This window comes from Duganella sp. Leaf126 (assembly GCF_001423125.1).
GTDB lineage: Bacteria > Pseudomonadota > Gammaproteobacteria > Burkholderiales > Burkholderiaceae_D > Rugamonas.
Map to the genome: position 1 here is coordinate 117,172 of NZ_LMNW01000012.1, position 22,619 is coordinate 139,790.

17 protein-coding genes and 5 tRNA genes are annotated in these 22,619 nt (G+C 67.4%); 11 read left to right on the top strand and 11 right to left on the bottom strand.

Going from position 1 to position 22,619, the window contains the following annotated elements; genetic code table 11:
• The first annotated feature begins 29 nt into the window (after positions 1 to 29).
• The 6 genes from ASF61_RS08270 to ASF61_RS08295 all read left to right on the top strand — a co-directional run bounded on the left by ASF61_RS08270 (position 30) and on the right by ASF61_RS08295 (position 2,485).
• Positions 30 to 105: transfer RNA gene (locus ASF61_RS08270), tRNA-Ala, on the top strand.
• Between the two features lie 22 nt (positions 106 to 127).
• Positions 128 to 203, top strand: a tRNA-Glu gene (locus ASF61_RS08275).
• 149 nt (positions 204 to 352) lie between these two features.
• Positions 353 to 428 (top strand) — tRNA-Glu (locus ASF61_RS08280).
• A gap of 45 nt (positions 429 to 473) precedes the next feature.
• A tRNA-Glu gene (locus tag ASF61_RS08285) sits at positions 474 to 549 on the top strand.
• Positions 550 to 614: 65 nt separating this feature from the next.
• Positions 615 to 1,760 carry an elongation factor P maturation arginine rhamnosyltransferase EarP gene (gene earP / locus ASF61_RS08290; RefSeq protein ID WP_056153826.1) on the top strand — a complete coding sequence of 382 codons (1,146 nt, stop codon included), beginning with the start codon at positions 615 to 617 and terminating at the stop codon, positions 1,758 to 1,760.
• Positions 1,761 to 1,909: 149 nt separating this feature from the next.
• Positions 1,910 to 2,485 (top strand): elongation factor P, encoded by a 576-nt coding sequence (locus tag ASF61_RS08295; protein WP_056153829.1) that lies wholly within the window; start codon positions 1,910 to 1,912, stop codon positions 2,483 to 2,485.
• Between the two features lie 100 nt (positions 2,486 to 2,585).
• Here the strand turns inward: ASF61_RS08295 and ASF61_RS08300 are convergent, their stop codons facing one another.
• Together ASF61_RS08300 and ASF61_RS08305 are read right to left on the bottom strand one after the other, a co-directional pair.
• Entirely contained in the window at positions 2,586 to 3,326 is a 741-nt protein-coding gene (locus ASF61_RS08300; protein WP_056153832.1) for a hypothetical protein, read from the bottom strand.
• A gap of 28 nt (positions 3,327 to 3,354) precedes the next feature.
• Positions 3,355 to 4,176, bottom strand: a complete 822-nt coding sequence (locus ASF61_RS08305) for a helix-turn-helix domain-containing protein (protein WP_056155346.1) — start codon at positions 4,174 to 4,176, stop codon at positions 3,355 to 3,357.
• A 93-nt stretch (positions 4,177 to 4,269) separates the two neighbouring features.
• On the opposite strand from ASF61_RS08305, the gene ASF61_RS08310 reads away from it, so the two are divergent.
• Positions 4,270 to 5,493, top strand: a complete 1,224-nt coding sequence (locus tag ASF61_RS08310; protein ID WP_082491351.1) for an MFS transporter — start codon at positions 4,270 to 4,272, stop codon at positions 5,491 to 5,493.
• A 35-nt stretch (positions 5,494 to 5,528) separates the two neighbouring features.
• On the opposite strand, the gene dbpA is transcribed toward ASF61_RS08310, so the two are convergent.
• The 9 genes from dbpA to ASF61_RS08355 all read right to left on the bottom strand — a co-directional run bounded on the left by dbpA (position 5,529) and on the right by ASF61_RS08355 (position 17,441).
• The gene (dbpA, locus tag ASF61_RS08315) at positions 5,529 to 6,974 is read right to left on the bottom strand and encodes an ATP-dependent RNA helicase DbpA (RefSeq protein WP_056153837.1); all 1,446 of its coding nucleotides are present in this window, start codon (positions 6,972 to 6,974) and stop codon (positions 5,529 to 5,531) included.
• A 97-nt stretch (positions 6,975 to 7,071) separates the two neighbouring features.
• Positions 7,072 to 7,311 (bottom strand): hypothetical protein, encoded by a 240-nt coding sequence (locus ASF61_RS08320; protein WP_056153840.1) that lies wholly within the window; start codon positions 7,309 to 7,311, stop codon positions 7,072 to 7,074.
• A 119-nt stretch (positions 7,312 to 7,430) separates the two neighbouring features.
• Positions 7,431 to 9,125: an acid phosphatase gene (locus tag ASF61_RS08325; RefSeq protein ID WP_056153843.1), complete on the bottom strand. Its 1,695-nt coding sequence runs from the start codon at positions 9,123 to 9,125 to the stop codon at positions 7,431 to 7,433.
• Positions 9,126 to 9,324: 199 nt separating this feature from the next.
• A tRNA-Met gene (locus ASF61_RS08330) sits at positions 9,325 to 9,401 on the bottom strand.
• A gap of 73 nt (positions 9,402 to 9,474) precedes the next feature.
• Positions 9,475 to 10,644 carry a class I SAM-dependent methyltransferase gene (locus tag ASF61_RS08335; protein ID WP_056153847.1) on the bottom strand — a complete coding sequence of 390 codons (1,170 nt, stop codon included), beginning with the start codon at positions 10,642 to 10,644 and terminating at the stop codon, positions 9,475 to 9,477.
• Positions 10,645 to 10,880: 236 nt separating this feature from the next.
• Complete coding sequence (locus tag ASF61_RS08340; RefSeq protein ID WP_056153850.1) at positions 10,881 to 11,816, bottom strand: hypothetical protein; 936 nt, start codon at positions 11,814 to 11,816, stop codon at positions 10,881 to 10,883.
• Between the two features lie 77 nt (positions 11,817 to 11,893).
• Positions 11,894 to 12,103: a hypothetical protein gene (locus ASF61_RS08345; protein ID WP_056153853.1), complete on the bottom strand. Its 210-nt coding sequence runs from the start codon at positions 12,101 to 12,103 to the stop codon at positions 11,894 to 11,896.
• Positions 12,104 to 12,165: 62 nt separating this feature from the next.
• On the bottom strand, positions 12,166 to 16,194 hold the full coding sequence (locus ASF61_RS08350) for an AAA family ATPase (RefSeq protein WP_056153857.1): 4,029 nt from the start codon (positions 16,192 to 16,194) through the stop codon (positions 12,166 to 12,168).
• Positions 16,191 to 17,441, bottom strand: coding sequence for an exonuclease SbcCD subunit D C-terminal domain-containing protein (locus tag ASF61_RS08355; RefSeq protein ID WP_056153860.1), 1,251 nt, complete (start codon positions 17,439 to 17,441; stop codon positions 16,191 to 16,193). Before ASF61_RS08355 ends, ASF61_RS08350 begins: the two co-directional genes overlap by 4 nt.
• A 149-nt stretch (positions 17,442 to 17,590) precedes the next feature.
• On the opposite strand from ASF61_RS08355, the gene ASF61_RS08360 reads away from it, so the two are divergent.
• The 4 genes from ASF61_RS08360 to moaE all read left to right on the top strand — a co-directional run bounded on the left by ASF61_RS08360 (position 17,591) and on the right by moaE (position 22,600).
• On the top strand, positions 17,591 to 18,580 hold the full coding sequence (locus tag ASF61_RS08360; protein ID WP_056153863.1) for a DUF2804 domain-containing protein: 990 nt from the start codon (positions 17,591 to 17,593) through the stop codon (positions 18,578 to 18,580).
• A 166-nt stretch (positions 18,581 to 18,746) separates the two neighbouring features.
• On the top strand, positions 18,747 to 19,451 hold the full coding sequence (locus ASF61_RS08365) for a hypothetical protein (protein ID WP_056153875.1): 705 nt from the start codon (positions 18,747 to 18,749) through the stop codon (positions 19,449 to 19,451).
• A 129-nt stretch (positions 19,452 to 19,580) separates the two neighbouring features.
• On the top strand, positions 19,581 to 22,115 hold the full coding sequence (locus ASF61_RS08370) for a DUF349 domain-containing protein (RefSeq protein ID WP_056153877.1): 2,535 nt from the start codon (positions 19,581 to 19,583) through the stop codon (positions 22,113 to 22,115).
• Positions 22,112 to 22,600: a molybdopterin synthase catalytic subunit MoaE gene (gene moaE, locus ASF61_RS08375; protein ID WP_056153881.1), complete on the top strand. Its 489-nt coding sequence runs from the start codon at positions 22,112 to 22,114 to the stop codon at positions 22,598 to 22,600. The genes ASF61_RS08370 and moaE overlap by 4 nt, the downstream gene beginning before the upstream one ends.
• Positions 22,601 to 22,619 lie beyond the last annotated feature (19 nt).

Below are 22,619 nucleotides of genomic sequence, written 5' to 3' on the forward strand. Positions count from 1 at the left end.
GATGTACGACAGAAGACTTTCTGCGCCCGGGGGGTATAGCTCAGCTGGGAGAGCGCTTGCATGGCATGCAAGAGGTCAGCGGTTCGATCCCGCTTACCTCCACCACTGCGTAGAGAGCACAGACACTGTCCCCATCGTCTAGAGGCCTAGGACATCACCCTTTCACGGTGAGTACGGGGGTTCGAATCCCCCTGGGGACGCCAGGTAATGACTGCAAGGTCATGGCAAAGCCGCTCGATGAGCGGCTTTTTGCTATGCGCGATAGTTTTCTGGCTTTCAAAATATCCTGTGAAAACAACGGTTTGTTGTTGCGCCGACGGTCAGACACTGCTATGATTCGCGCCTTGGAAATGTCCCCATCGTCTAGAGGCCTAGGACATCACCCTTTCACGGTGAGTACGGGGGTTCGAATCCCCCTGGGGACGCCAGACATTTCCAGTTACGGTAACACCAGGTCAGTACGACAGATTTCTGTCTCCATCGTCTAGAGGCCTAGGACATCACCCTTTCACGGTGAGTACCGGGGTTCGAATCCCCGTGGAGACGCCAGACAGCAACAGGAAAAAGCCGCCGCGTGCGGCTTTTTTTCATTTCGCCTTACTTTTTTTCCGACCATGACCTTGCGCCTCGACCTGTTTTGCCGCGTTATCGACAACTATGGCGACATCGGCATCTGCTGGCGCCTGGCGCGCCAGCTGCACGCCGAGCACGGCATCGCCGTGCGGCTGTGGGTCGATGACCTGGCCAGCTTCAGCCGCCTGCAGCCCGACGTCGATACCGGCGCCGAGCACCAGCTGGTGCAGGGCGTGGCCGTGCGCCACTGGCGCGGCCAGGACGGTGCGTTCACACCCGCCGATGTGGCCGACATCGTCATCGAATTTTTCGCGGTGGACCTGCCGCCCGCTTACGTCGCGGCCATGGCGCAGTGCACGCCGCGCCCGGTCTGGCTCAACTTCGAAGGGTTGACGGCAGAGGAGTGGGTCGAGGGCTGTCACCGCCTGACTTCGCCCCATCCGCAACTGCCATTGCTCAAGCATTTCTTCTTCCCCGGCTACACGGACAAGACTGGCGGCCTGCTGCGCGAGGCCGCGCTGGACGAGCAGCGGCGCGCCTTCCTGGCCGACCCGGCCACCGCCGACAACTTCTTGCGCGCGCTCGGCGCCACCGGGGCCGAACTGGCAGCAACGCGCGTCTCGCTGTTTTGCTACCCGTTCGCGCCGGTGGCGCCGCTGTTCGACGCGTGGCGCGACAGCGACGACGCGGTGACCTGTTTCGTGCCCGAAGGCGTGGCGACCGAGGCGGTGCAAGGCTTTCTGGGCGGTCCCGCGCGGGCCGGCGCTGTCGCCACGCGCGGCCGGCTGACCGTGCGCGTGCTGCCGTTCGTGCCGCAGACGGATTACGACAAGCTGCTGTGGGCCTGCGACGTGAACCTGGTGCGCGGCGAAGACTCCTGGGTGCGCGCGCAGTGGGCCGGCAAGCCGTTCGTCTGGCATATCTATGCGCAGGACGACCATCTGCACCACAAGAAATTGCGCGCCTTCCTGCAACGCTACGCGAACGGACTGCCGGCCTTAAGCGCGTTCACGCTGGCCTGGAACGGGGTGCAGCAGCACGCCGACTGGCCCGCCCTGTGGCACGCCTTGCGCGCCGAGGCGCCGCAGATCGCCGCCCATGCGATCACGTGGCAGGACCAGGTCGCCGCGCATGGCGACCTGACCGGCAAGCTGCTGGCTTTTGTGCACACACTGCGCGGCGCCTGAGCCACGGCCAAGTTAGGTTCCGCCGGAAAAGCCGGGTATAATGCCGGGTTAATTTCTAGAACATTTTTTACCCTGATCAATCGTGAGCTGATGGCCCCGCGCCCGGCGCAGATGATTTTTTACGCAACTTAAATTTTTAAGTAACTACTATGAAACCAGCAAAAGAAATTCGTGTCGGCAATATCATCATGGTCGATGCCAAGCCATTCATCGTGCTGCGCTCGGACGTCAACGGTTCGAGCCGTACCGGCTTCACCTACAAGTGGAAGATGAAGAATCTTCTGACCAACAGCCCGCTGGAAAACGTGTTCCGCGGCGACGACAAGTTCGACGTCGTCGTGCTGGACAAGAAGCCGGTCACCTACTCGTACTTCGCCGATCCGCTGTACGTGTTCATGGACGCCGACTACGAACAGTACGAAATCGAAGAAGAAAACCTGGGCGACGCCCTGAACTACCTGAAAGACGGCATGGAATGCGAAGCAGTCTTCTACGATGGCAAAGCCATCTCGGTCGAACTGCCAACCACCATCCAGCGCAAGATCGTGTACTCGGAGCCTGCAGTCAAGGGCAACACCTCGGGTAACGTGCTGAAAGAAGCGCGCATCGAGAACGCCATCGAATCGAAGCAGCACACCGTGCAAGTGCCACTGTTCGTGAGCCAGGACGATGTCATCGAGATCGACACCCGCACCAACGAATACAAGAAAATCGTCCGTAACTGATCGCCAGCGGTCAGCAACGCAAAAAAACGCCCCGCGGGGCGTTTTTTTTTGCGCTGTGCCGTCATCGCTGCAGGGCCGGCGTGGCGTGGCCCGGCCGGCCTTACCGGCCGATCACGTGGCGCAGCGTCGGCTCGATCTGACGGCGGTGCAGTTCCGCCACGATCTGTTCCAGCGTGGCCTCGCCGAGCAGCACGCCTGCGGGCGCAGGCTGGCGCATCTGCGCCGTGGGCGGCGCGGGCTCGGCCGCTGGTCCCGCTGCCTGCAGTTCGAGCTGCTGCAAGGCCTGCGCGAACTGCTCGGCGCTGATGCTGTCGAGACCTTGCAGGAATGCCGCCTGCGCGCTGACCGGCGGCGGCAACTCCAGTCCCAGGTCGTCGGCCAGCGCAGCGCCCATGGCGGGGTTGATGAAGGCTGCCCACAAGCCGCTTGCCTGGTGCCGGCACGGCGGCAGCGCCACCTCCGTGGCGTCGGGCGCCGCGCCGAGGTCGGGGCAATACGCCTGCTGCAGCAAGGTGCGAAAACGGCGCAGCTGCGCCAGCGGCTGCGCCGGCGAAAACGACAGCCACAGCGTGAAGCGGTCGGCGCCGTTGACGCTGACGGCCGGCGCCGGCAACGTCAGGTCCTGTTGCAAGGCGTTGGCGACGTCGCACAGCAGCAGCCAGTGGCGGTCGTCGGCAGCGCGCGGAAAATCGAGCGCCATGGCCCGCGCCGTGCCGGCCTCGCCGGCCAGGTCGACGGTCAACGTGGTGCTGCCGTGCAGGTGGTCTTCCAGCGCGGCGGTGGACGGGTGCTGGGGGTCGGGCAGGTAGAGCCTGCGCAATTCGGCAATCAGTTTTTCCATGGTGGCAGCATTGTAGTGGATGGCGGCGCTACAGTGTCTGCAGCGGCGCGCGCCATTCGGTCAGGTAGTGCTGCGGTGTCTTGCCCAGGATGCGGCGGAACATGGCGGTGAATGCACTGGGGCTGGCATAGCCGAGCGCCGCGGCGATCGCGCCCACGCTGTGGCCCTGTGCCAGCCGCCCGAACGCTTCGGCCAGGTGCACCTGCTGCATCCACTGGCGGTAGTGCAGGCCGGTCTCCTGCGGGAACAGGCGGATCAGCGTGCGCGCACTGGCCCCCACCTCGGCCGCATGGTCCTCGATGGTGCGCGTGCTGCCGGGATCGGCCACGATGGCGTTGCACACGGCCACCAGGCGGCGGTCGCGCGGCCACGGTATCGCGATCGGCACCGTTTCCGCTGCCGCCAGCTCGGACAGGATCAGCATGGCCAGGTGTTCGCCGCGGCCGGGAATTGGATACTCGACCGGTTCCTGCAGCAGCGCCAGGATCAGCTGGCGCAGCAGGGCGCTGACTTCGATCACGCGGCAGGCGTTGCCGTACTGGCGCGCCGCGCCCGCCTCGATGTAGATGGTGCGCATGGCCACCTTGCCGATCGAGGTCCAGTGGTGCACCACGCCGGGCGGGATGAACAGCGCGCGGCGCGGCGGCAGGATCCACACGCCGAGGTCGGTGACGACCCGCATCAGGCCCGCAGTCGCGTACAGCAGCTGCGCGCGCGCGTGGCTGTGCGGCGGCGCGGTCATGCCGTGGCCGGTGTCGCGCGCCATGGCCGTGATCACGCGCGGCACGTTCTGGTAGTCGCGGTGGTCGCTGCTGCGCTGCGCGAGCTCGATGGCGGGCGGCGCGGTCATGTCGATAAACTTTGTCACTTGGTAGACGAAGAATGGAATATCCGGGTATGCCGGCCATCATACACTGTCGGTTCCTCATCAAAAGACTCTGCCATGAATTCCACTGCTGCCACAGCCGCGGCGCGTCCTGCAAGCGCCCCCGCTCCCCAGACCCAGACCGTGATGCAGATACTGGGTGCAGTCGCCTTTGCGCACCTGCTCAACGACCTGGTGCAGGCCATGCTGCCGTCGATTTACCCGCTGCTCAAGGCCGAATTCGGCCTGTCGTTTGCCCAGGTCGGCCTGATCACGCTGACATTCCAGTGCACGGCGTCGCTGCTGCAACCGTGGATCGGCCTGTACACCGACCGCCACCCCATGCCCTACCTGCTGCCGGCCGGGATGGTGTCCACCTTCATCGGCGTACTGCTGATGGCGGTCGCGCACAGCTTCCCGGCGCTGCTGGTGGCGGCCGCGCTGATCGGCGTCGGTTCGTCGACCTTCCATCCGGAGGCGTCGCGCGTGGCGCGGGTGGCGTCGGGCGGACGTTTCGGCTTTGCGCAGTCGCTGTTCCAGGTCGGCGGCAATGTCGGTTCGGCGCTGGGACCGGTGCTGGCGGCAGCCATCATCATCGGGCGGGGGCAGGGCAATATCGGCTGGTTCGCGGTGCTGACGGCACTGGCGTTCGGCGTGCTGGTGTACGTGAGCCGCTGGCACAGCGCCCACCTGGCCGGCCTGCCGCGCAAGAAAGCGGTGGCGGCCGAGTCGCCGCTGCCGAAGTCGCGCGTTTATGGGGCGCTGGCCGTGCTGGCGCTGCTGGTGTTCTCGAAGTACATCTATATGTCCAGCCTGAGCAGCTACTACACGTTCTACCTGATCGATAAATTCGGCGTCTCGGTGGCGTCGGCGCAGATGTATCTGTTCCTGTTCCTGGCAGCGGTGGCGGCCGGCACCTTCATGGGCGGCCCGATCGGCGACCGCATCGGCCGCAAGCGCGTGATCTGGATGTCGATCCTGGGCGCCGCGCCGTTCACGCTTGCGCTGCCGTACGTGGACCTGTTCTGGACCGCCGTGCTGACGGTGGTGATCGGCTTCGTGATTTCGTCGGCGTTTTCCGCCATCGTGGTGTTCGCGCAGGAACTCATGCCGGGCAAGGTGGGCATGGTCGCCGGCATCTTCTTCGGCCTGATGTTCGGCGTCAGCGGCATCGGCGCGGCCGCCATGGGCCACCTGGCCGACGTGGCGGGCATCGCCTACGTGTACAAGCTGTGTTCCTACCTGCCGTTGCTGGGCATCTTGACGGTGTTGTTGCCGGATATGGAAAAGCACAAGCACTAGTCAAAAAAAAAGCCGGCGGTGCCGGCATTTTTTTTTCAGACCTCGATGAAACGCATCTTGAAGTTGCGTCCCTTGATCGTGCCGAAGTCGCCGCCGAGCGGGTTGTTCCGGCTCAGGCGGTCGAATGCTTCGTAGGCCACGCGGCGGTCGAGCGCCACGTAGGTCTGGAACTCGAACACGTTGATCTTGCCGACCTGCTCCTTGCTGAGGCCGGCGTCGCCGGTCAGGGCGCCCAGCAGGTCGCCGGGGCGCAGCTTGTCTTTCTTGCCGCCGCTGATCACCAGCGTCATCATCGGCGCCGGATCGACGCCGTAGTCGCCGTCATCGAGGCTGGCCAGGTCGTACCAGTCGACCGGCGCGCCCTGGTATTCCTCGATCAGCTTGACCCATTTCTTTTCGTTCGGCGCACACAGCGACAGCGCCAGGCCTTTTTCGCCGCCGCGGCCGGTGCGGCCCACGCGGTGGATGTGGACTTCGGTGTCTTTCGAGACATCGACGTTGATCACTGCTTCCAGGTTGGGAATATCGAGGCCACGGGCGGCGACGTCGGTGGCCACCAGCACCGAGCAGCTGCGGTTGGCGAACAGCACCAGGATCTCGTCGCGCTCGCGCTGTTCCAGCTCGCCGTACAGCGCCAGCGCCGTGAAGCCCTGTTCGCGCAGGTGGTCGGTCAGTTCGCGGCACTGCACCTTGGTATTGCAGAAGGCGATTGCCGACACCGGCTTGTAATGGCCCAGCAGCGTGGCCACGGCCTGGTTGCGGTTGTCGAAGCCGATCTCGAAGAACAGCTGCTCGATCTGGCTGTTGTCGTGCTGCGCTTCGACCGTCACTTCGACCGGATCGGCCAGGAAGGAGTCGGTGGCGCGGCGGATGTCGTCCGGGTAGGTGGCCGAGAACAGCAAGGTCTGGCGCCGCTTGGGGCAGGCGCTGACGATGCCGGCGATCTCGTCGTAGAAGCCCATGTCGGTCATGCGGTCCGCCTCGTCCAGCACCAGGGTCTGCACCTTGGACAGATCGAGCGTGTTGCGGCCCAGGTGGTCGCGCACGCGGCCCGGCGTGCCGACCACGATGTGGGCGCCGTGTTCGAGCGAGGCGATTTGCGGGCGCATCGGCGAACCGCCGGTCAGCACCAGCACCTTGACGTTGCCGGTGCTGCGCGCCAGGCGCCGCAATTCGTTGGCGACCTGGTCGGCCAGCTCGCGGGTCGGGCAGAGCACCAGCGCCTGCACGGCAAACCACGCCGGGTTGAGCTTGTGCAGGATGCCGAGGCCGAAGGCAGCGGTCTTGCCGCTGCCGGTTTTGGCCTGGGCGATCAGGTCGCGGCCGGCGAGCACCGCTGGCAGGCTTTGCGCCTGGATCGCGGTCATCTGCCTGTAGCCGAGCGTGTCGAGGTTTTCCAGCAGCGCGGGAGCGAGCGCCAGGCTGGCAAAGGAGGTCGAACCGGCCTGCTGGTCGGGCGCGGTGGTGTCGGTGGATGTCATGGTGTCAGACCTGTTCAAAAAGGACGTTGGCACAGTCTAACAGGCTGCGTTCCGGCCCGATGCTGTGTGGGAAATGCTGAAGGTAATACGGGGACTGCTAATCTGGCTTAACGTCATCGGGCGCCCACACGGGCAGGCCGGTAAGATCGAGCTTGTCGTCGCGCACCCAGACCGGCAGGCCGGTGGTGTCGGTCGGTTCCAGCAGTTCGAGTTGCTCCTGCCGGGCGCCGGTGCGCCGGGCGCGCGGTGCCGGCGGTCGCTTGGCTTCCGGCTCGAGCGGCGCCGCCCGGCCGAAACCGGGCAGGTCGAACGTGGCGTTGTCTTTTTTGTCTCTCATTGCGCAATCTCGTGCCCACGACGCGTCGATAAAATGCGTCGCGCAAAACAAAAGCCCGGCTGCGGGAGTCGGGCTCAGTGAAGCGCGCAGTGTATCACAAAGCGCAGCGGCAAAAAACCTCAGCGGAAGCTCAGGGCGCCGGTCAGGTCGCCCGGCGGCAGCGCGTGGTTGGCGGCGAATGCCTCGTTGCGCACCTTCAGCCCTTGCAGCAGCGGCAGGTCGTGCAGGCGCGTGATGAAGCGCAGGATCGAGGTCGTATCGTAGAAGCTGTGATCGACCTGGCCCTTCTTCGCAAACGGCGAGACCACGATGGCCGGAATGCGCGAGCCCGGACCCCAGCGGTCGCCTTTCGGCGGCGCCACGTGGTCCCACCAGCCGCCGTTCTCGTCGAAGGTGATCACCACCACCATATTGCTCCACTGCGGCGACTTCTTCAGGTGCTCGATCACGTTGGCGATGTGGGCGTCGCCGGACTCGATGTCCGAGTAGCCGGCGTGCAGGTTCAGATTCCCCTGCGGCTTGTAGAACGTCACGGCCGGCAGCTTGCCTGCCACGGCGGCAGCGATGAACTTGTTCGAGATCGGACTGTCGCCGAGGCCGCCATCGCGCAGGTGTTCCGCACGCGCGGCGGTGCCGGGCGCGAACTGCTTGAAGTAATTGAACGGCTGGTGGTGGAACTGGAAGTTCGGCTTGCTGCCGCCGCCCTTGCTGTCGAGCGCCGCCTGCCAGCCGCCGCCATACCAGGCCCAGCTCACGCCCTTGCGCGAGAGCAGGTCGCCGATGGTGTCGTAGGTTTGCGGCGGCAGCGTGTTGGCGTCGGCCGGATCGGCCGCCAGCGGATCGCCGTTGTAGGCGGGGCGGATGTAGCTGGGCTGGTACGGCGGCGCCATGGTGTTGACCACGTAGCCGTCCGGCGTGATGGCGCCATCGTTGACGTAATGGGGCTTGCCGTCGAGCGCAGACTTGGGCGAGTCCGGCGCGACGGCCAGGCGCACGCCTTGCGGGCCGTCTTCCAGCACCGCGATCTTCTTTTTGGCGGCCGTCTCGGCGGCATTGAAATACTCGTTGGCGCGGCCCGTGATCAGGAACTGGTGGTTCATGTACGAACCGCCGAAGGCCGCCATGAAGAAGTTGTCGCACAGCGTGTACTGCAGCGCGATCTGCCACAGGTTGAGATTCTTCGAGGTCTCGCCGTAGCGGCCCATGACCAGGCCGCCGCTGTCGGCCCAGGCGGCAAAACCGTCGTTCTTGCCGCCGTTGATCTGCATCTGGTTGTTATAGAAGCGGTGCACGAGGTCGCGCGTGACGATCGCCTCGGGCAGCGGTTTGCCGGCGGCGTCGCTCAGTTTGAACGGCGCATTGGGCAGGCCGGAAATCTGGTCTTCCTTGATCAGGTAATCGGTGCCGCCGATATTCTGCTGCTCGGGCACCATGCCGCCCCAGACCTTGGGCAGCGTGGCCAGCACCGAACCATCGCGGTCGCGCTGCACGTAGGCAGCGGCCGGCACCTCGGACAGCGGCTTGGCGGTGCCGGGGAAATTGGCAAACAGGTTGTTGAAGCTGCGGTTTTCGAGATAGATCACGACCACGTTCTTGACGTTGGCCTTGAGCTTGGCGTCCAGCGAGCCCTTGCTGGCGGCGTTGGCGCCGTTACCCTTGGCGGGGCTGGTCGCCGCGTCGGCCATCATCGGCAGGGTCGTGGCGATGCCGGTGGCGGCGACTGCCTGAAAAATGCGCCGGCGCGACGGGCTGGCAGGCGCGTCCTGCTGCGCTGCCGAGTGTGCTGGTCCCAGTTGCTTGTCCTGATCGTTCACCGTGCGCTCCTTCCAGTTGCTGAAAGCAGCGATTGTGACAGTTTTGCGGTGGTTTGGATATGTGCGGAAGGCATCGTGAGGAGGCATGCCGGGTCAGGCGCCGACCATGCGGGCCGCATCGCATCGCCTCGCCGGCGCAGGGTTCCCAGATGCAAAAAAACCGTTGATTTCCTGAAGAAAATCAACGGTTTGCCGTATCTGGTTGCGGGGACAGGATTTGAACCTGTGACCTTCGGGTTATGAGCCCGACGAGCTGCCAGACTGCTCCACCCCGCGTCTGAGACATAGATTATATACAGGTTCAGCCAAGGATGCAAGCGCCAGGCCGAAGTTTGCTTTATCTCAATGATCAGGCCGCTGCCAGGCGCCACAACGACGTCACTTCGGCGGCGCGGGCCTTGTGCAGCGGATCGCTGGCGTCGGCCGCGCGCGGGTGGGTCGGGCGCACGTCGCTGCGATCGACCACCTTCAGGCCGGCGTCGGCGATCCAGCGCAGCAGTTCGGCGCGCGGACGCAGGCCCAGGTGTTCGGCCAGGTCGGACAGGATCAGCCAGCCTTCACCGCCCGGTGTCAGGTGGTCCTTGAGGCCCGACAGGAAGCCGCGCAGCATGCGGCTGTCCGGGTCGTACACGGCGTGCTCGATGGCCGAACTCGGACGGGCCGGCACCCAGGGCGGGTTGCACACGACCAGCGCTGCGCGTCCTTCGGGGAACAGGTCGGCCACGCGCAGCTCGACCTGCTGCTCAAGTTGCAGGCGGTGGATGTTCTCCCTCGCGCAGCTCAGGGCGCGCTGGTCCTGGTCGGTACCGATCACGCGCGCGACGCCGCGCTGCGCCAGCACGGCCGACAGCACGCCGGTACCGACGCCGATGTCGAACGCCAGCGACGTATCGGCCGGCAGCGGCGCCTCGGCCACCAGCTGCACGTATTCGCCGCGCACCGGCGAGAACACGCCGTAGTACGGGTGGATGCGCGCACCGAGCGCCGCGATCTCGACGCCGGTGCGGCGCCATTCGTGGGCGCCGATCACGCCAAGCAGTTCGCGCAGCGAGGCCACGAACGGCACCTCGAAGCGGCCGTAGGCTTCGTTACAGGCCAGCTGCACGTCCGGCGCGCGCCGCAGCGGCAGCGTGTAACCGTCTTCGAGCGGCAGCAGCAGCATGGCCAGCGTGCGGGCGCGCTGCGACTGGGCCTGGCGATGCAGGTGGAACGCCTCGGTGGGCGTGGCGGGCGCCTTGGCCGGCCTGGCTTTCTTGGCCGGCTTGCCCTTGTGGTCGGCGCGGCGCGCCATCGCCTGCAGCAGCTGGCGCGCATTCTGGAAGTCGCCGCGCCACAGCAGGGCCGTGCCCTCGCACGCCAGGCGGTATGCCTGGTCGGCGTTGGTGCGGTCGTCGGCGACGACCACGCGTTTCGGCGGCGGCATGCCGGCCTCTGAGCGCCAGCGGGCACTGTGCTGCACGCCGTTTTCTTCCCAGTGGATCTGTGGTGGCGTCGGGGTGGCTGAGGGGGTAACGAACATGGCGGACGATCGGTAAAAGTGATGGGGGAGCAGCGACGCAGGCGCTGATGCTGGCGCTGGAGAGATCACGCACAGGTAACGCAAAAAAACGCCGGTGACGCATGGCGTTCATCCGGCGTTGTGGGCACGTGCCGCTGCTACGGGGGCGTATTATAACTTGCAGCCCGGGTGAAGGTTATGGGTGCATTCTCGGTTACGGCCGCGATGGCAAGCGCGTGTGCCGCCGCGGGAGCATCCTAGGTCGCGGCTTTCGATGGCGTTGCCGTTGCCGTCTCGGCGCCGGTCGCCGCGTCGGTCGCAGCGGGCGCCGGCGCTGCGGTAGCCGCATCGGGCGCGGCCTTGACCGGCATGGTGACGTCGTCCGCCGGCGCCAGCTCGCCGTAAGCGGCGGCCGATTTGGCCTTGTCGGCAGCCGACGGAGCGGTATAGGTGTCGCTGTGCTTGCTGTCGACCAGGTTGAGCAGGCGCAGCGACAGGCCGCGCAAGGTGTTGCGGTCGATATTGTCGCCGGTCTGGTCGGACCGGTCGCCATTGGTGGCCAGGGCCGACTGCAGGTCGCGGCCGATCAGCTGGAACAGGTCGGCCAGCGTGCCCGGGAAATCGATGTTCGGCACCTTGACGGTGGGCAGGTCGGACGGGTTGCCATTCTGCGGTGTGGCGTCGGCCTTGTCGGCGCCCGGCTTGCCGGTCTGGCTGCCGGCAGCGGCGCTGAGCTGTGCGTCGTATTTGACTTCCACTTCGAAGTCGAACTTGCGGCCATCGGCAGTAGTGATGGTGCCCTTGCCGATGAAGTGGGCGCTGTCGGTCAGGCTCAAGCCGGCCAGCGTGCGCACGCCGTTGGCGTCCGACGTGCGCTGCACGCCCACCGCGTAGCTCGACGACGCTTCCAGGCTGGCCGAATCGAAGTCGATGGTGGCGCCCTTGGCGTCGTCGCCGAACAGCGCCTGGGTGAAGCTGCTGACGAAATCCTGCGCAAAATCGACGGTGGCGTTGCCCAGCGACGCCACCCGCTGCTGCATGTCGAGCGCATTGTTCGACAGCCTGGACAAGGAAGATGCCTCGCCCGTCTTTTGCGTGGCAGGGCTGTTGGCAGACTTGCCCTCGGTCCGGGGGCTGGCGGGATAATAGTTCGCCGGCAGATTGCGGGCGCCGAGTGCGGGAATGTTGGCCATGGCAGCTTCCGTTTGATAATACTTCTATAACGGTCGGACTTTTCGGAACTTGAGGGTTTGCCGTTTAACTAATATTGTCAGTGATGGTGGGTCCAGCCTTCCGGTGCAGCCAGGTAGGAGGCCACGGCATCTTTCTGGCCGATCGCGTGATGCTTGACTTCGCCGCATGCGCAGACGCCCAGGTAGGGCTGGATGTGCGAGCAGGCCGACACTTTTTGCAGGCGGACCTGGACGGCCTTGGCGCACTTGGCGCATTTGAAGGTGAGGGTGCGTGGTGCTTTTAACATGAAGAATCCGTACAGGTTAGAAGAAGGGCGGGCCAAAGGCGCGATTTTATCACCGCGCCCCGTTACACCACGCTGATCGAGCTGCGCCCGCCGGCTGCGGGCTGCACCAGGATCTTGGTCGAAATCCGCTCCGTCATCTCCTGCACGTGCGAAATCACGCCCACCTTGCGGCCCATCGCCTGCAGGCCGTCCAGCGCATCCATCGCCACCCGCAGCGTGTCGGCGTCCAGGCTGCCGAAGCCCTCGTCGATGAACAGCGATTCCACCCGCACCCGGTTGGACGACAGCGAGGCCAGTCCCAGCGCCAGCGCCAGCGACACCAGGAACGATTCGCCGCCCGACAGCGAATGCACCGAGCGCATTTCGCCGCCCATGTCCTGGTCGCGCACCAGCAGCGCCAGCGACGGGCTGGCCGGGTTCTGGATCCGTTCGAGCTGGTAGCGGCGCGACAGGTGGTGCAGGTGGGCGTTGGCGTAACCGAGCAGCACGTCCAGCGTGAACTGCTGGGCGTAGTTGCGGAATTTCTTGCCATCGGCCGAGCCGATCAGATCGCTCATGCGCGACCAGCGCTGCTCGATTGCCTCCTGCCGCGCGATCTCGGCCAGCATCGATTGCGCAGCATGGCGCTTGGCGTCGTCCTGCGCCAGCACCAGCTGGATGGCGGCCAGGCGGTCCTGGGCAGCCTGGCGCTGGCCCGCCAGGGCGTCGAGGGCGGCGGTCAGCAACGGTATCGGTGCGGCAGGCGTCGCGCTGGCGTCGGCCGGCGCAGCATCCGCAGCGAATGGCGCCGCGCTGGCGGCAGCGGCCGGTCCGGTAAAGACCTTCGCGCCTGCCGCAGCTCCCGGCCCTGGGCGCGGCGGCGTTCCCGGCACCGTCCCCGCCTCTGGGCGGGCATGCGTTGGCGGCACACCCTGCGGCGCTGGCAGGGTCGCGGATAAAGCCGCAGGTTCAGCCACAGGTTCAGGCACCGTCAAGATGGCCGGCGTCAGCGCCGGCGGCGCCGCCAGCTGGTGTTGCGCGCGCTGGCGCTGGCGTTCGGCCAGCACCGTGGCGGCGTGGTCGGCGGCGCGGTCGATGGCAGCCAGCGCTGCGCGTTCGGTCTCGATGGCGGCGGCCGGCTGCGCCAGCAGCGCATGCAGCTGGTCGAGCGCGTCGATGCCGGCCTGCGGCTGGTGGTGCCGGAAGTCGGACAGCCACTGCACCAGCCGCTGCTGCGCGGTAGCGGCCGCCATGCGCAGCGCCGCCAGGCGCTGGCCGGTCTGGGCGTGGCCTTCCTCGGCGCGCACGCGCGCCTGGGCCGCCAGTTGCGCTTCGTGCTGGCGGTTGGCCAGCAGTGCGCGCGCCTGCTCGATGGCGCCGGCCAGCTGGCGCTCTACCGCCGCTACTTCGCGTCCGTTCCACAGCGCCATGCGCTGCGCCTGGGTTTCGCCGAGGGTGGCGTCGGCCTGGGCATACGCGTGGCGCAGACGCAGCGCGTCTTCGCCGGCGCGGTTGACGGCGTCGTGCAGCGTGTTCAGGTCGATATCGAAGGCGGCCAGCGCCGCGCTGCGCTGCGCATGCGTGTCGCGTTGCGCCAGCCATTGCCGGCTTTCGGCCTGGCGCGCCGCGTGGAAGCGGTCCGGCGCTGCGCGCCAGGCATCCTTCCAGCCCTCGTTGGCCAGGTCGCCGCCGTCGCTGCCCGAAAATGCCGGGTCCAGGTCCGACAGCAGATCGGCCAGGGCCGCCGTCACCTCGCTGCGCTGCGCTTCCAGCGCTTTGGCTTCGGCGCTTGCCTGCGCCAGCGCGGTGCTGGCCTGGGCCACGGTATCGTGCAGCTGTTTCAGTTCGGCGGCGGCCGCTTCGTAGGCTGCCTGCTCCTGGTCGCGCGTGGTGCGCGCCGCGTGCAGTGCGCGGTCCTGCCGTTCGATCGCCTGCAGGTTGGCGCGCGCCTTGTCCAGTTCAGCCGCGAACCACGCCCGGCGCAGCTGCGCTGCCGGTGGCGGGGCGGCGCTGTCGGCAGCCAGCAGCGGATGGTCGCGCCAGGCGGCGCTGGCGCGCGCCAGCGCCTGCGCCACGGTGTCGGCTTCCGCGGTCAGCGCCTGCAAGCGGTCGCTGCTGGCCTCGAGGGTGGCGCGCTGCGCGGCCTGCTGGCCGGTATTGGCGTCGAGCGCGTGGCGGCAGCGCGCCACCTCGGCTTGCAGGCTGCCCAGCATGCCCTGCACGGCCGGGTCGTTGTGACGGTAAGGATGGTCGTGCGCGCCGCACACGGGACATGGCGTGTCGTCGCTGAGCGCTGCGCGCAGCGCTTCCACGGTGGCGCCCGACGCCGCGTGCGCGAGCATCAGCGAGCGCTCGGCCTGGGCCAGGGCGGCGGCCAGGCCGCCACTGTCCTGCGCTGCGGCTGCCAGCGATTGCCTGGCGCTGGCGATGGCCGCCTGCAGCTGCTCGCGCTCGGTCTCGAGCTGGGCCTGGCGCTGCTGGTGCGCGTCGAGCTCGAACCACAGCCGTTCGCCGCTGGCCAGGCTTTCCCGGTGCTGCTGCCAGCCGCTGCGCGCACTGTGTAGCTGTTCGGGGTCGAAGCCGGCCAGCGCCTGGGCGGCGTCCTGGCGCCGCGCTTCCAGCGTGGCCAGCACCGTTTGCGACGTGGCCAGGCGTTCCGCTGCCTGCGCGGCGTCGTCGCGATGGGCCTGGGCGGTACGCTGCACCCGCGCCAGCTGCTGGTTCAGGCGCTCGGCCTGTCCGGCAGCCTGACCGGCCTGCCCGAACAGGACGTCCCAGCGCTCCCACGATTGCGCCAGGGTTTGCCACTGGCCGTGCTGCGCCAGCCAGGTGGCGCCGCTGGCCACCTGCGCTTCCAGGCGGCGGCGTTCGTCCTGCTGCGCCTGCAGCGCAGCCCTGGCCGTGGCTTCGGCGCGATCGGCCTGTTCGCAGGCCTGCGCCGCCTGACGCCAGGCGGGCAGCATCGCCTTCACGCGGGCGTCGAGCGCCTTGGCCTGGTCCAGTTGCGGGCCGGCTGCGCGCTGCGCCGTTTCCGCCGCCTGCAGCGCAATGGCGGCCTGCTGCTGACCGGCGTCGGCGCGCGCCAGCTGCTGCGCGGCGTCGTTCATGGCCTGGGCGCCGTCGGCCAGCGCCGTCGCGGTGGCGGCGATGTCGGCCTCGATGCGGTCCACTTCGGCGGCCAGCGGCCGCGCCGCCTGAACCGCCACGAGGTGGGCCAGGGCGGTGCGGCGCGGCGCCGATGCTGCGATGTCCGTTGCCGCCTGCGCGCAGGCCTCGCCTGCGGCCAGCTCGTCGCGTTCCAGCTGCGCCGCCTGGCGATGCCAGCGCAGCTGCTGTTCCAGATCGGCCTTGCGCTGTTCCAGCGCCTGCAGCGCCTCGGCAGCGCCGGCCGCCTGCGCTTCGGCCGATATCCGTTCGTCGTTCGACAGCGGCTTCTGGTCGGCCAGGCGGGCGTTGAGTTTTTGCAGCGCCTGCTGTTCGAGCTTGGCGCGCTCGAACGCGCGCATCGAGATCTCGGTATAGACCGTGCTGCCGGTCAGCGTTTCCAGCAGTTCGCCGCGCTCGTTGTCCTCGGATTTGAGGAAGGCGGAAAACTCGTTCTGCGCCAGCAGCACCGCGCGCGTAAACTGCTCGAACGACAGGCCGATGCGCCGCTCGATTTCGCCCTTGACCTCGGTCTTGGTCGCGCCGATCGCCTGCAGCGCCGGCAGCAGGTGCAAGCTCATCGCGGTCGGCTGCAGCGCGCCTTCCACCCGCGTGCGCGAGCGGCGCACGCTCCAGCGCGCGCGGTACGAGGCGCCGTCGTTGCCGATGAAATCGACCTCGGCGTAGCCGTCCGCCGTGCCGCGCCGCAGCAGCGTGCGCGTATCCTGGGTGGAGACGGTTTCGCTGCCGACGTCGGCCAGCATGCTGCGCCCGGACACCTTGAGCAGGCGCGGCGTGTCGTCGTACAGCGCCAGGCACAGTGCGTCGAGCAGGGTGCTCTTGCCGGCGCCGGTGGGGCCGCTGATGGCAAACAGGCCGGTCGAGGCGAGCGGCTCCTGCTCGAAGTCCACGGAAAATTCGCCGGCCAGCGACGCCAGGTTCTTGCCACCGATACGCAGTATCCTCATGGCAGCATCAACTCCGCAAAAGCGCTCAGCTGCTCGGACGGCGCCTCGTTGCCGAAGCGCTGCCGGTACAGCTGGCGGAAGATGTCGTCCGGTTTGAGCTGCTCGAGGCGGTCGAGCGTCATCACTTCCGCATCGGGCGCGGTGCCGCGCGCGGCGCTCGAGGTCTCGATTTTTGCCAGGCGCACCGGCTTGCCGTCCAGCGCCGCCTCGATGCGCGCGCGCAGGCCCGGTTCGGGCGCGTCGAGCCGCACCCGCACTTCGAGCAAGGGCTGTTCCTCGGCGGGCACGGGCGGCAGATCCAGGGCCGCCAGTTCGTCGAGCACCTGCGCTATCGGCGCCGGTCTGGCCGGCACCCGCAGCAGCGGCACCGCGCGCGGGACCAGGATCGGCGCGATCTCGCGTACCGCCTCGCCATCGAGGTCGATGCGCAGGATCTGGTGCCGGTACCCCACTTCCGCGAACGACAGCGGAATCGGGCTGCCGCTGTAGCGGATGTGATGCTGCTTGCCGACCGCCTGCGCCAGGTGCAAATGACCGAGTGCAGCGTAGGCGATGGCGGGATCGAAGATCCCGGCCGGCAGCATCTCGGTGCCGCCGATGACGATGCGGCGCTCGGAGTCGGCCGACATCTGGCCGTCGATCATGTGGCAATGGCCCATCGCGACGATGGCCTGGCCGGGCTGGCGCCTGGCCAGCGCCAAGGCCAGCGCCTGCCGGTAGAGCAGGGCGATGCCGGCCAGGTAAGGATCGGCAGCAGCGTCGGCGTCGGCGCCAGCGCCAGACGCGGCCGGCTGGCGCGGCACGTCGCCAGGGCGCAGGAAGGGCACGGCCAGGCACCACGCGTGCACCGCGCCGTCGGCGCCGGTCAGCGGCAGCACCAGCGATTCGATATCGGGCGCGCCGTCGGCGTTGCGCTGGACCGCGCCGATCACGCGCGTGCCATGCGCGGCCAGCAGCGGTCCGGGCGCCTCGAGCCGGCCCGGCGAATCGTGGTTGCCGCCTACCACCACCAGGTTCAGGTGCGGCACGCGCTCGCTGGCGCGTTGCAGGAAGCGGTATAACTGCTTTTGCGAGGCCGAGGAGGGATTGGCATTGTCGAAGATGTCGCCGGCGACCAGCAGCGCGTCGGCCTGCTCGGCCTCGATGGTGTCGAGCAGCCAGTCGAGGAAGCGCTGATGTTCGTAGTGACGTTCGATAGTGTGCAGGGCCTGGCCGAGATGCCAGTCGGAGGTGTGCAGCAGACGCATGAATGAGCGATAAACAACCGGGAAAGACACAATATAGCGCATCCGCGCTGTCAGCCGGCTTTAAAATAGCAGCCGGGGCGACGTAGTTGCCGCGTTTTACCATTATCGGACCAGGGATAAAGCTTGATCATCACCAGTGCAGAGCATCCATGATATTGCCGCCAGCACCGGCCAGCCTGCTGGGCGCTGACGGCCAGCCGCTGCTGGGTCGCTATGCGGGCCAGACCGGCCCTGTCGACTGGCGCGGCCTGGCGCCGCCGTTCGCCCGCGGTGCGCTGTGGCGCCGCCTGCACCACAAGCGCTGGCATTACGTGACCCTGTGCACCGAGCGGGTATTTTGCGGCGTCGCCGTCGTCGACCTGGGCTGGATCAGCACCGCGTTTGCCTACGCCTTCGACCGTGACGACGGCGACATGCTGGCCAATTTCTCGGCCGACGGCCGCCTGGGCCGGCGCGGCCAGGTGGCCGACCACTCGGGCGGCGCCAGTTATTTCGCGTCACCACAGGGCCGCATCGCGCTCGAACCGTCGGGCGCCGGCACCTTTACCCTGTCGGTGGCCTGCGACTACCTGGAAATCGACGCCGAATTCGGCCCGCCGGCAGCCCCCTTGCTGCTGGCCGTGGGCGCGGTCGCGGGTGGCGCCGTGCATTCGACGCAAACATCTCCCGGCATGCCGGTCACCGGCGACGTGCGCACCTGGCGCGAAGAATACGATCTGGCCGGCGGCGTGGCCAGTTTCGATTACGCGAACGGCCTGCTGGCGCGCAACACGGCGTGGCGCTGGGCCTCGGCCCATACGCTGGAACTCGGTTTCAATCTGCAGTCGGGCTATTTCGGCGCCAGCGGCAACGCGCTGTGGCTCGACGGCCAGGTGCATGCGCTGGCGCCGGCCCGGTTCCTGTACGATGCCAGGGATCCGTTGTCGATCTGGCATATCTTTACCGAAGACGACATGCTGGAACTGCATTTCACGCCCGAGGGCGCGCGCCGCGACCACCGCAAGCACCTGCTGGCGTCGAGCCGCTTCCTGCAGCCGGTAGGCACGTTTACCGGCTGGGTGCGCGCTGCGCCCGACGCGCCGAAACGCATGGTGACCCAGCTGATGGGCATGACCGAGGAACACGTGACGCGCTGGTAAGCAGCCGGTGATGCGCAAGCGCCCGTCAGCCCGGGCCCTATCCATATGCACCGCGCTGGACCAGGTTTGTCTTAGCTCAAGGCGCGGGTGTCGGAAATATTTACACTTTCCACTTCCACTCTTGCCGTCCCATCATGGGCGCGCAACTTCAGCTTGGGGAGTCAGAATGTTAACAGCCACATACACCCTGGTCGCGCTGTCCGTGGAACAGGCCAGCGTTCGCCTCAGTTTGCAATCGTTCCAGCAATATGTTCGCAATACCCTGCTGCAACAAAGCAGCATCACGCTCTCGCAGCTCGAATTCGCCTGCGAATCGCTGCACAAGCTGTACCAGGCCTGTCACTGGCGCAAGACCGAAATGTATCTGATCCCCGCGCTGCGCCAGACCACCGAGCGCGCCGACCAGCTTCTCGACGAACTCAACCGCCTGAACCAGCTGGCGCTCACCGCCATCCGCAACCTGCAGGAAAAGCTCGGCGTTTTTGCTGGCATGCAAGATTTTCGTGTAGAACAGGTGTGCGAAAGCATCGAAACCTTTTGCTCATCGTTATTGAAGCGGCTGGAAAAGGAAGAGCAGGAACTGTTTGCCATCGCCCGTGCCGCCTTCGCCGGCGATACCTGGTTTACGATCGCCAACCAGCTGATGATGCACGACAAGCACCTGGAAGAAATGAAGCGCTGTGCGCCGGCAGCGGCCGCACCGCACGCTGCCGCCCGGCAACTCAGCGACGCGCAGATCGCCATTCCCGGACTGCAAGTGTTACCGGTGCTCGGCGAGATCGAGGCGGAAGAGGGCGAGCCGGCCCCGCGGCCCGCCCGCGTCCGTCCGGCTGCCCGCCACGACCTGTTCGACCAGGCGCTGGCCAAGTAAGCGTCCCGCTGCCATCCGATCCCGCCGGCGGCGCCACCCGGTCCCGCCTTGCAGCGCCGCTGCACGCCCCTCGGGCAAATTCCTACTGCTTTGCTATCATGGTGGTTTCTCCCACCTCCATAGCGCCCCATGTTCGATTTCATCTTTAAGCGCACGACTGCTCCCACCCAGGCCACGCCCAACGCTCCGGGCGCAGCGGAGGCGGGCGCCACTGCGACGCCTGCCGCTGCGGACTCCGCCAGCCGCCGCGATGCCCAGACCCAGCGCGCGGCCGCGCTGGCTGGTAACGAAGCGGATGCCGTCGCCCTGATCCTGGAAAGCGAATTTGCCGGCGTGCGCCTCGCTGCTGCCGAGCACGTGCAATCGCAGGCCGCCCTGGAACAGGTGTTGGCCGCCATGCGCAATACCGACCGCCGCGTCGCCAAGCTGATGCAGGGCCGGCTCGACGCCATCCGTTACCAGCAGGCCGAGTTGCTCAAAGCCCAGGCCAGCCTGGAACTGGCCCGGCGCCTGCTGCAGGACGAAAAGCTGACGCCCAACCAGGTTGCTGAACTCGACCGTCAATGGGCGATCACCTCGGCCGTGCCGGCCGTTGCCGAGCCATATGCCGAAGCCCGCGCCGCGCTCGGTGCGCGCCTCGAAGCCCAGGTGACGCTGCAGCGCACGGTCATCGACGCCATGGCAGCGGTACGCCAGTTGCCGGACGCCGCACTGCCGCCGGCCGAGGCCGAGCAGGCATTGGCGCGCCATCGCGCCGACCTGGCCAGCTACCAGCAGGCGCCCGAACACGCCGCGCTGCCGCGCCACCTGCTGACCGATTACCAGCAGGCCATCGAACAGGCCGGCACGGCACTGGCCGCAGCCGGGCGCGACGCTGCTGCCGCGGCCGCGGCCACCACCGCTGCTGCCCAGGCAGCCGCTCCCGACCCGGCAGCCGCCGATGCGCCGGCGCAAAACGGCGCCAGCGCTACCGACAGTGCGGCCGGAGCAGGCGCGGGGCAGGGCGTCGCCGCCGGCGGCGCAGCGCCCGCCGTGCCGGGCAAGGAGCGCGCAGCGAAGCCGCAGCCATCGAAAGAGGTCGAAAAGAAATTCCTCGACACGCTGGCCGCCATGGAAACGGCGCTGGAGCAGGGATCGCTGCATGCCGCTGCCGAGCACGACAAATGGCTCAAAGATCACAAGATACGGCTGTCGCCATCGCAGACCGACCACCTGAACCATGTCCGCGCCGAACTCAAGCGCCTGGGCGACTGGGCGCGCTGGGGCGGCAATGTCTCGCGCGAAGAACTGGTCAAGGCCGTGGAAGAATTGCCGGCCCAGGGCTTGTCGATGAGCGAACTGGCGCAAAAAGTCGGCAGCATGCGCGACCGCTGGAAGGCGCTCGACGCCGTGTCCGGCCACGCGCCGAAGGGCCTGTGGGAAAAGTTCGACGCCGCCTGCACCGCCGCCTACGCACCGGCCGCCGCCCACTTCAAGCACCTGGCCGAGGAACGCCACGCCAATGCTGCCAAGGCCCAGGCCCTGATCGATGAGACCCGTGCCATGGCCGAAGCTGCCGCCAGCGGCGCCGACCTGAAAAACGTGGCCGCCGCCGTCCAGCGTCTGCGCCAGGTCTGGGGCCGACTGGGCGCCATCGACCGCAAGGAAAAGCGCAAGCTCGACCAGGCCTTCGACAAGGCCCTGGCGCAGATGCAGGCGCCGCTGTCCGAGCAGCGCAAGATCGAGGCGGCCCGGCGCGAGGAACTGATCGCCGAGGCCGAGCAATTGCAGCCGTCCGACCGCCATACGCTCGACAAGCTGCGCCGCCTGCAGGAACGCTGGCAGGAGCAGGCCAAGGCGCTGCCGCTCGAACGCAAGGTGGAACAGGCGCTGTGGCAGCGCTTCCGCAGCGTGTGCGATGCGATTTTTGCCAAGCGCAAGGAAACCGCCCACGCAGCCGATCACGAGCGCAAAACCCACCTGCATGCGCGCGAAGCCATCTGCAAGACGCTGGAAACGGCCACGTTCGACGGCGACGACAAGGCCCGGCTGGCGGCGATGGCGCAGGCGCTGCGCGACGCCCAGGCAGCGTGGAACGGCGCCGGCGTGGTGCCGCGCGCTGCCGAAGCCCGCATCAACGAGCGCTACCAGGCAGCCGTGGCTGGCGTGCAGGCCCAGGCCGAGGCCATCAGGCGCCGCGCCGGCGCCGCCCAGGCCAACGCGCTGCGCGACAAGCTGCGCCTGGTGCAGGAACTGGAACGCTCGGTGGCCGGGCAGGGCGAGCAGCGCGATGCCGATACCTGGCAGGCACGCTGGAGTGCGCTGCCCGCCCTGGGCGGCGACTACGACAAGGCACTGCAAGGCCGCTTCGAGGCCGGCGTCGCTGCGCTCGACGATGGCCGCGCAGCGTATGCTGCCGAGCTTGAAGCCAACCGCGGCAAGCTGCAGGACGAAGTGCTGCACCTGGAGATCGTCGCCGGTGTTGATTCGGGCGCCGAGTTTGCGCGCGAACGCCTGAAAATGCAGGTCGAAGTGCTGCAATCGTCGCTTAAAACGGGCCAGAAGCCGTTGTCGGCCACGGCTGCCTACTTGCAGCTGTGCGCGCTGCCGGCGCTGGCCGACGACCGCACCATGCACCGCATCGAGCAGCTGCTGCGCCGCATCGGCGGTTCGGAGCGCGCATGACCGGCGCCAGCGCCAGCCTGAACCAGGTCCGCATCCAGACCGAGGACTTCGACCTGACCACCGAGGTGGCGCGCCTGCGCGCCGCCAATCCGAAGATCGGCGCGGTGGTGACCTTCGTCGGCGCCGTACGCGACCTCAACGACGGCACGTCAGTGGCCGAGCTGGAGCTCGAACACTACCCGGGCATGACCGAGCAGGCGATTGCCGCCATCATCGACCAGGCCAGGCAGCGCTGGCCGACCTTCGGCGCGCTGGTGATCCACCGCGTGGGGCCGCTCAAGCCACTGGACCAGATCGTGCTGGTGGCAGCCACCGCGGCGCACCGGGGCGAAGCTTTCGCCGCCTGCGAATTCATCATCGACTACCTGAAAACCGAGGCGCCGTTCTGGAAGAAGGAAGCCACGCCCGACGGTGCGCGCTGGGTCGATGCGCGCGTCAGCGACGATGCGGCGCTGGCCAAGTGGCAGGGAAGCGCCGCAGGCTGAGGTTGTTTGCCTGATCCCG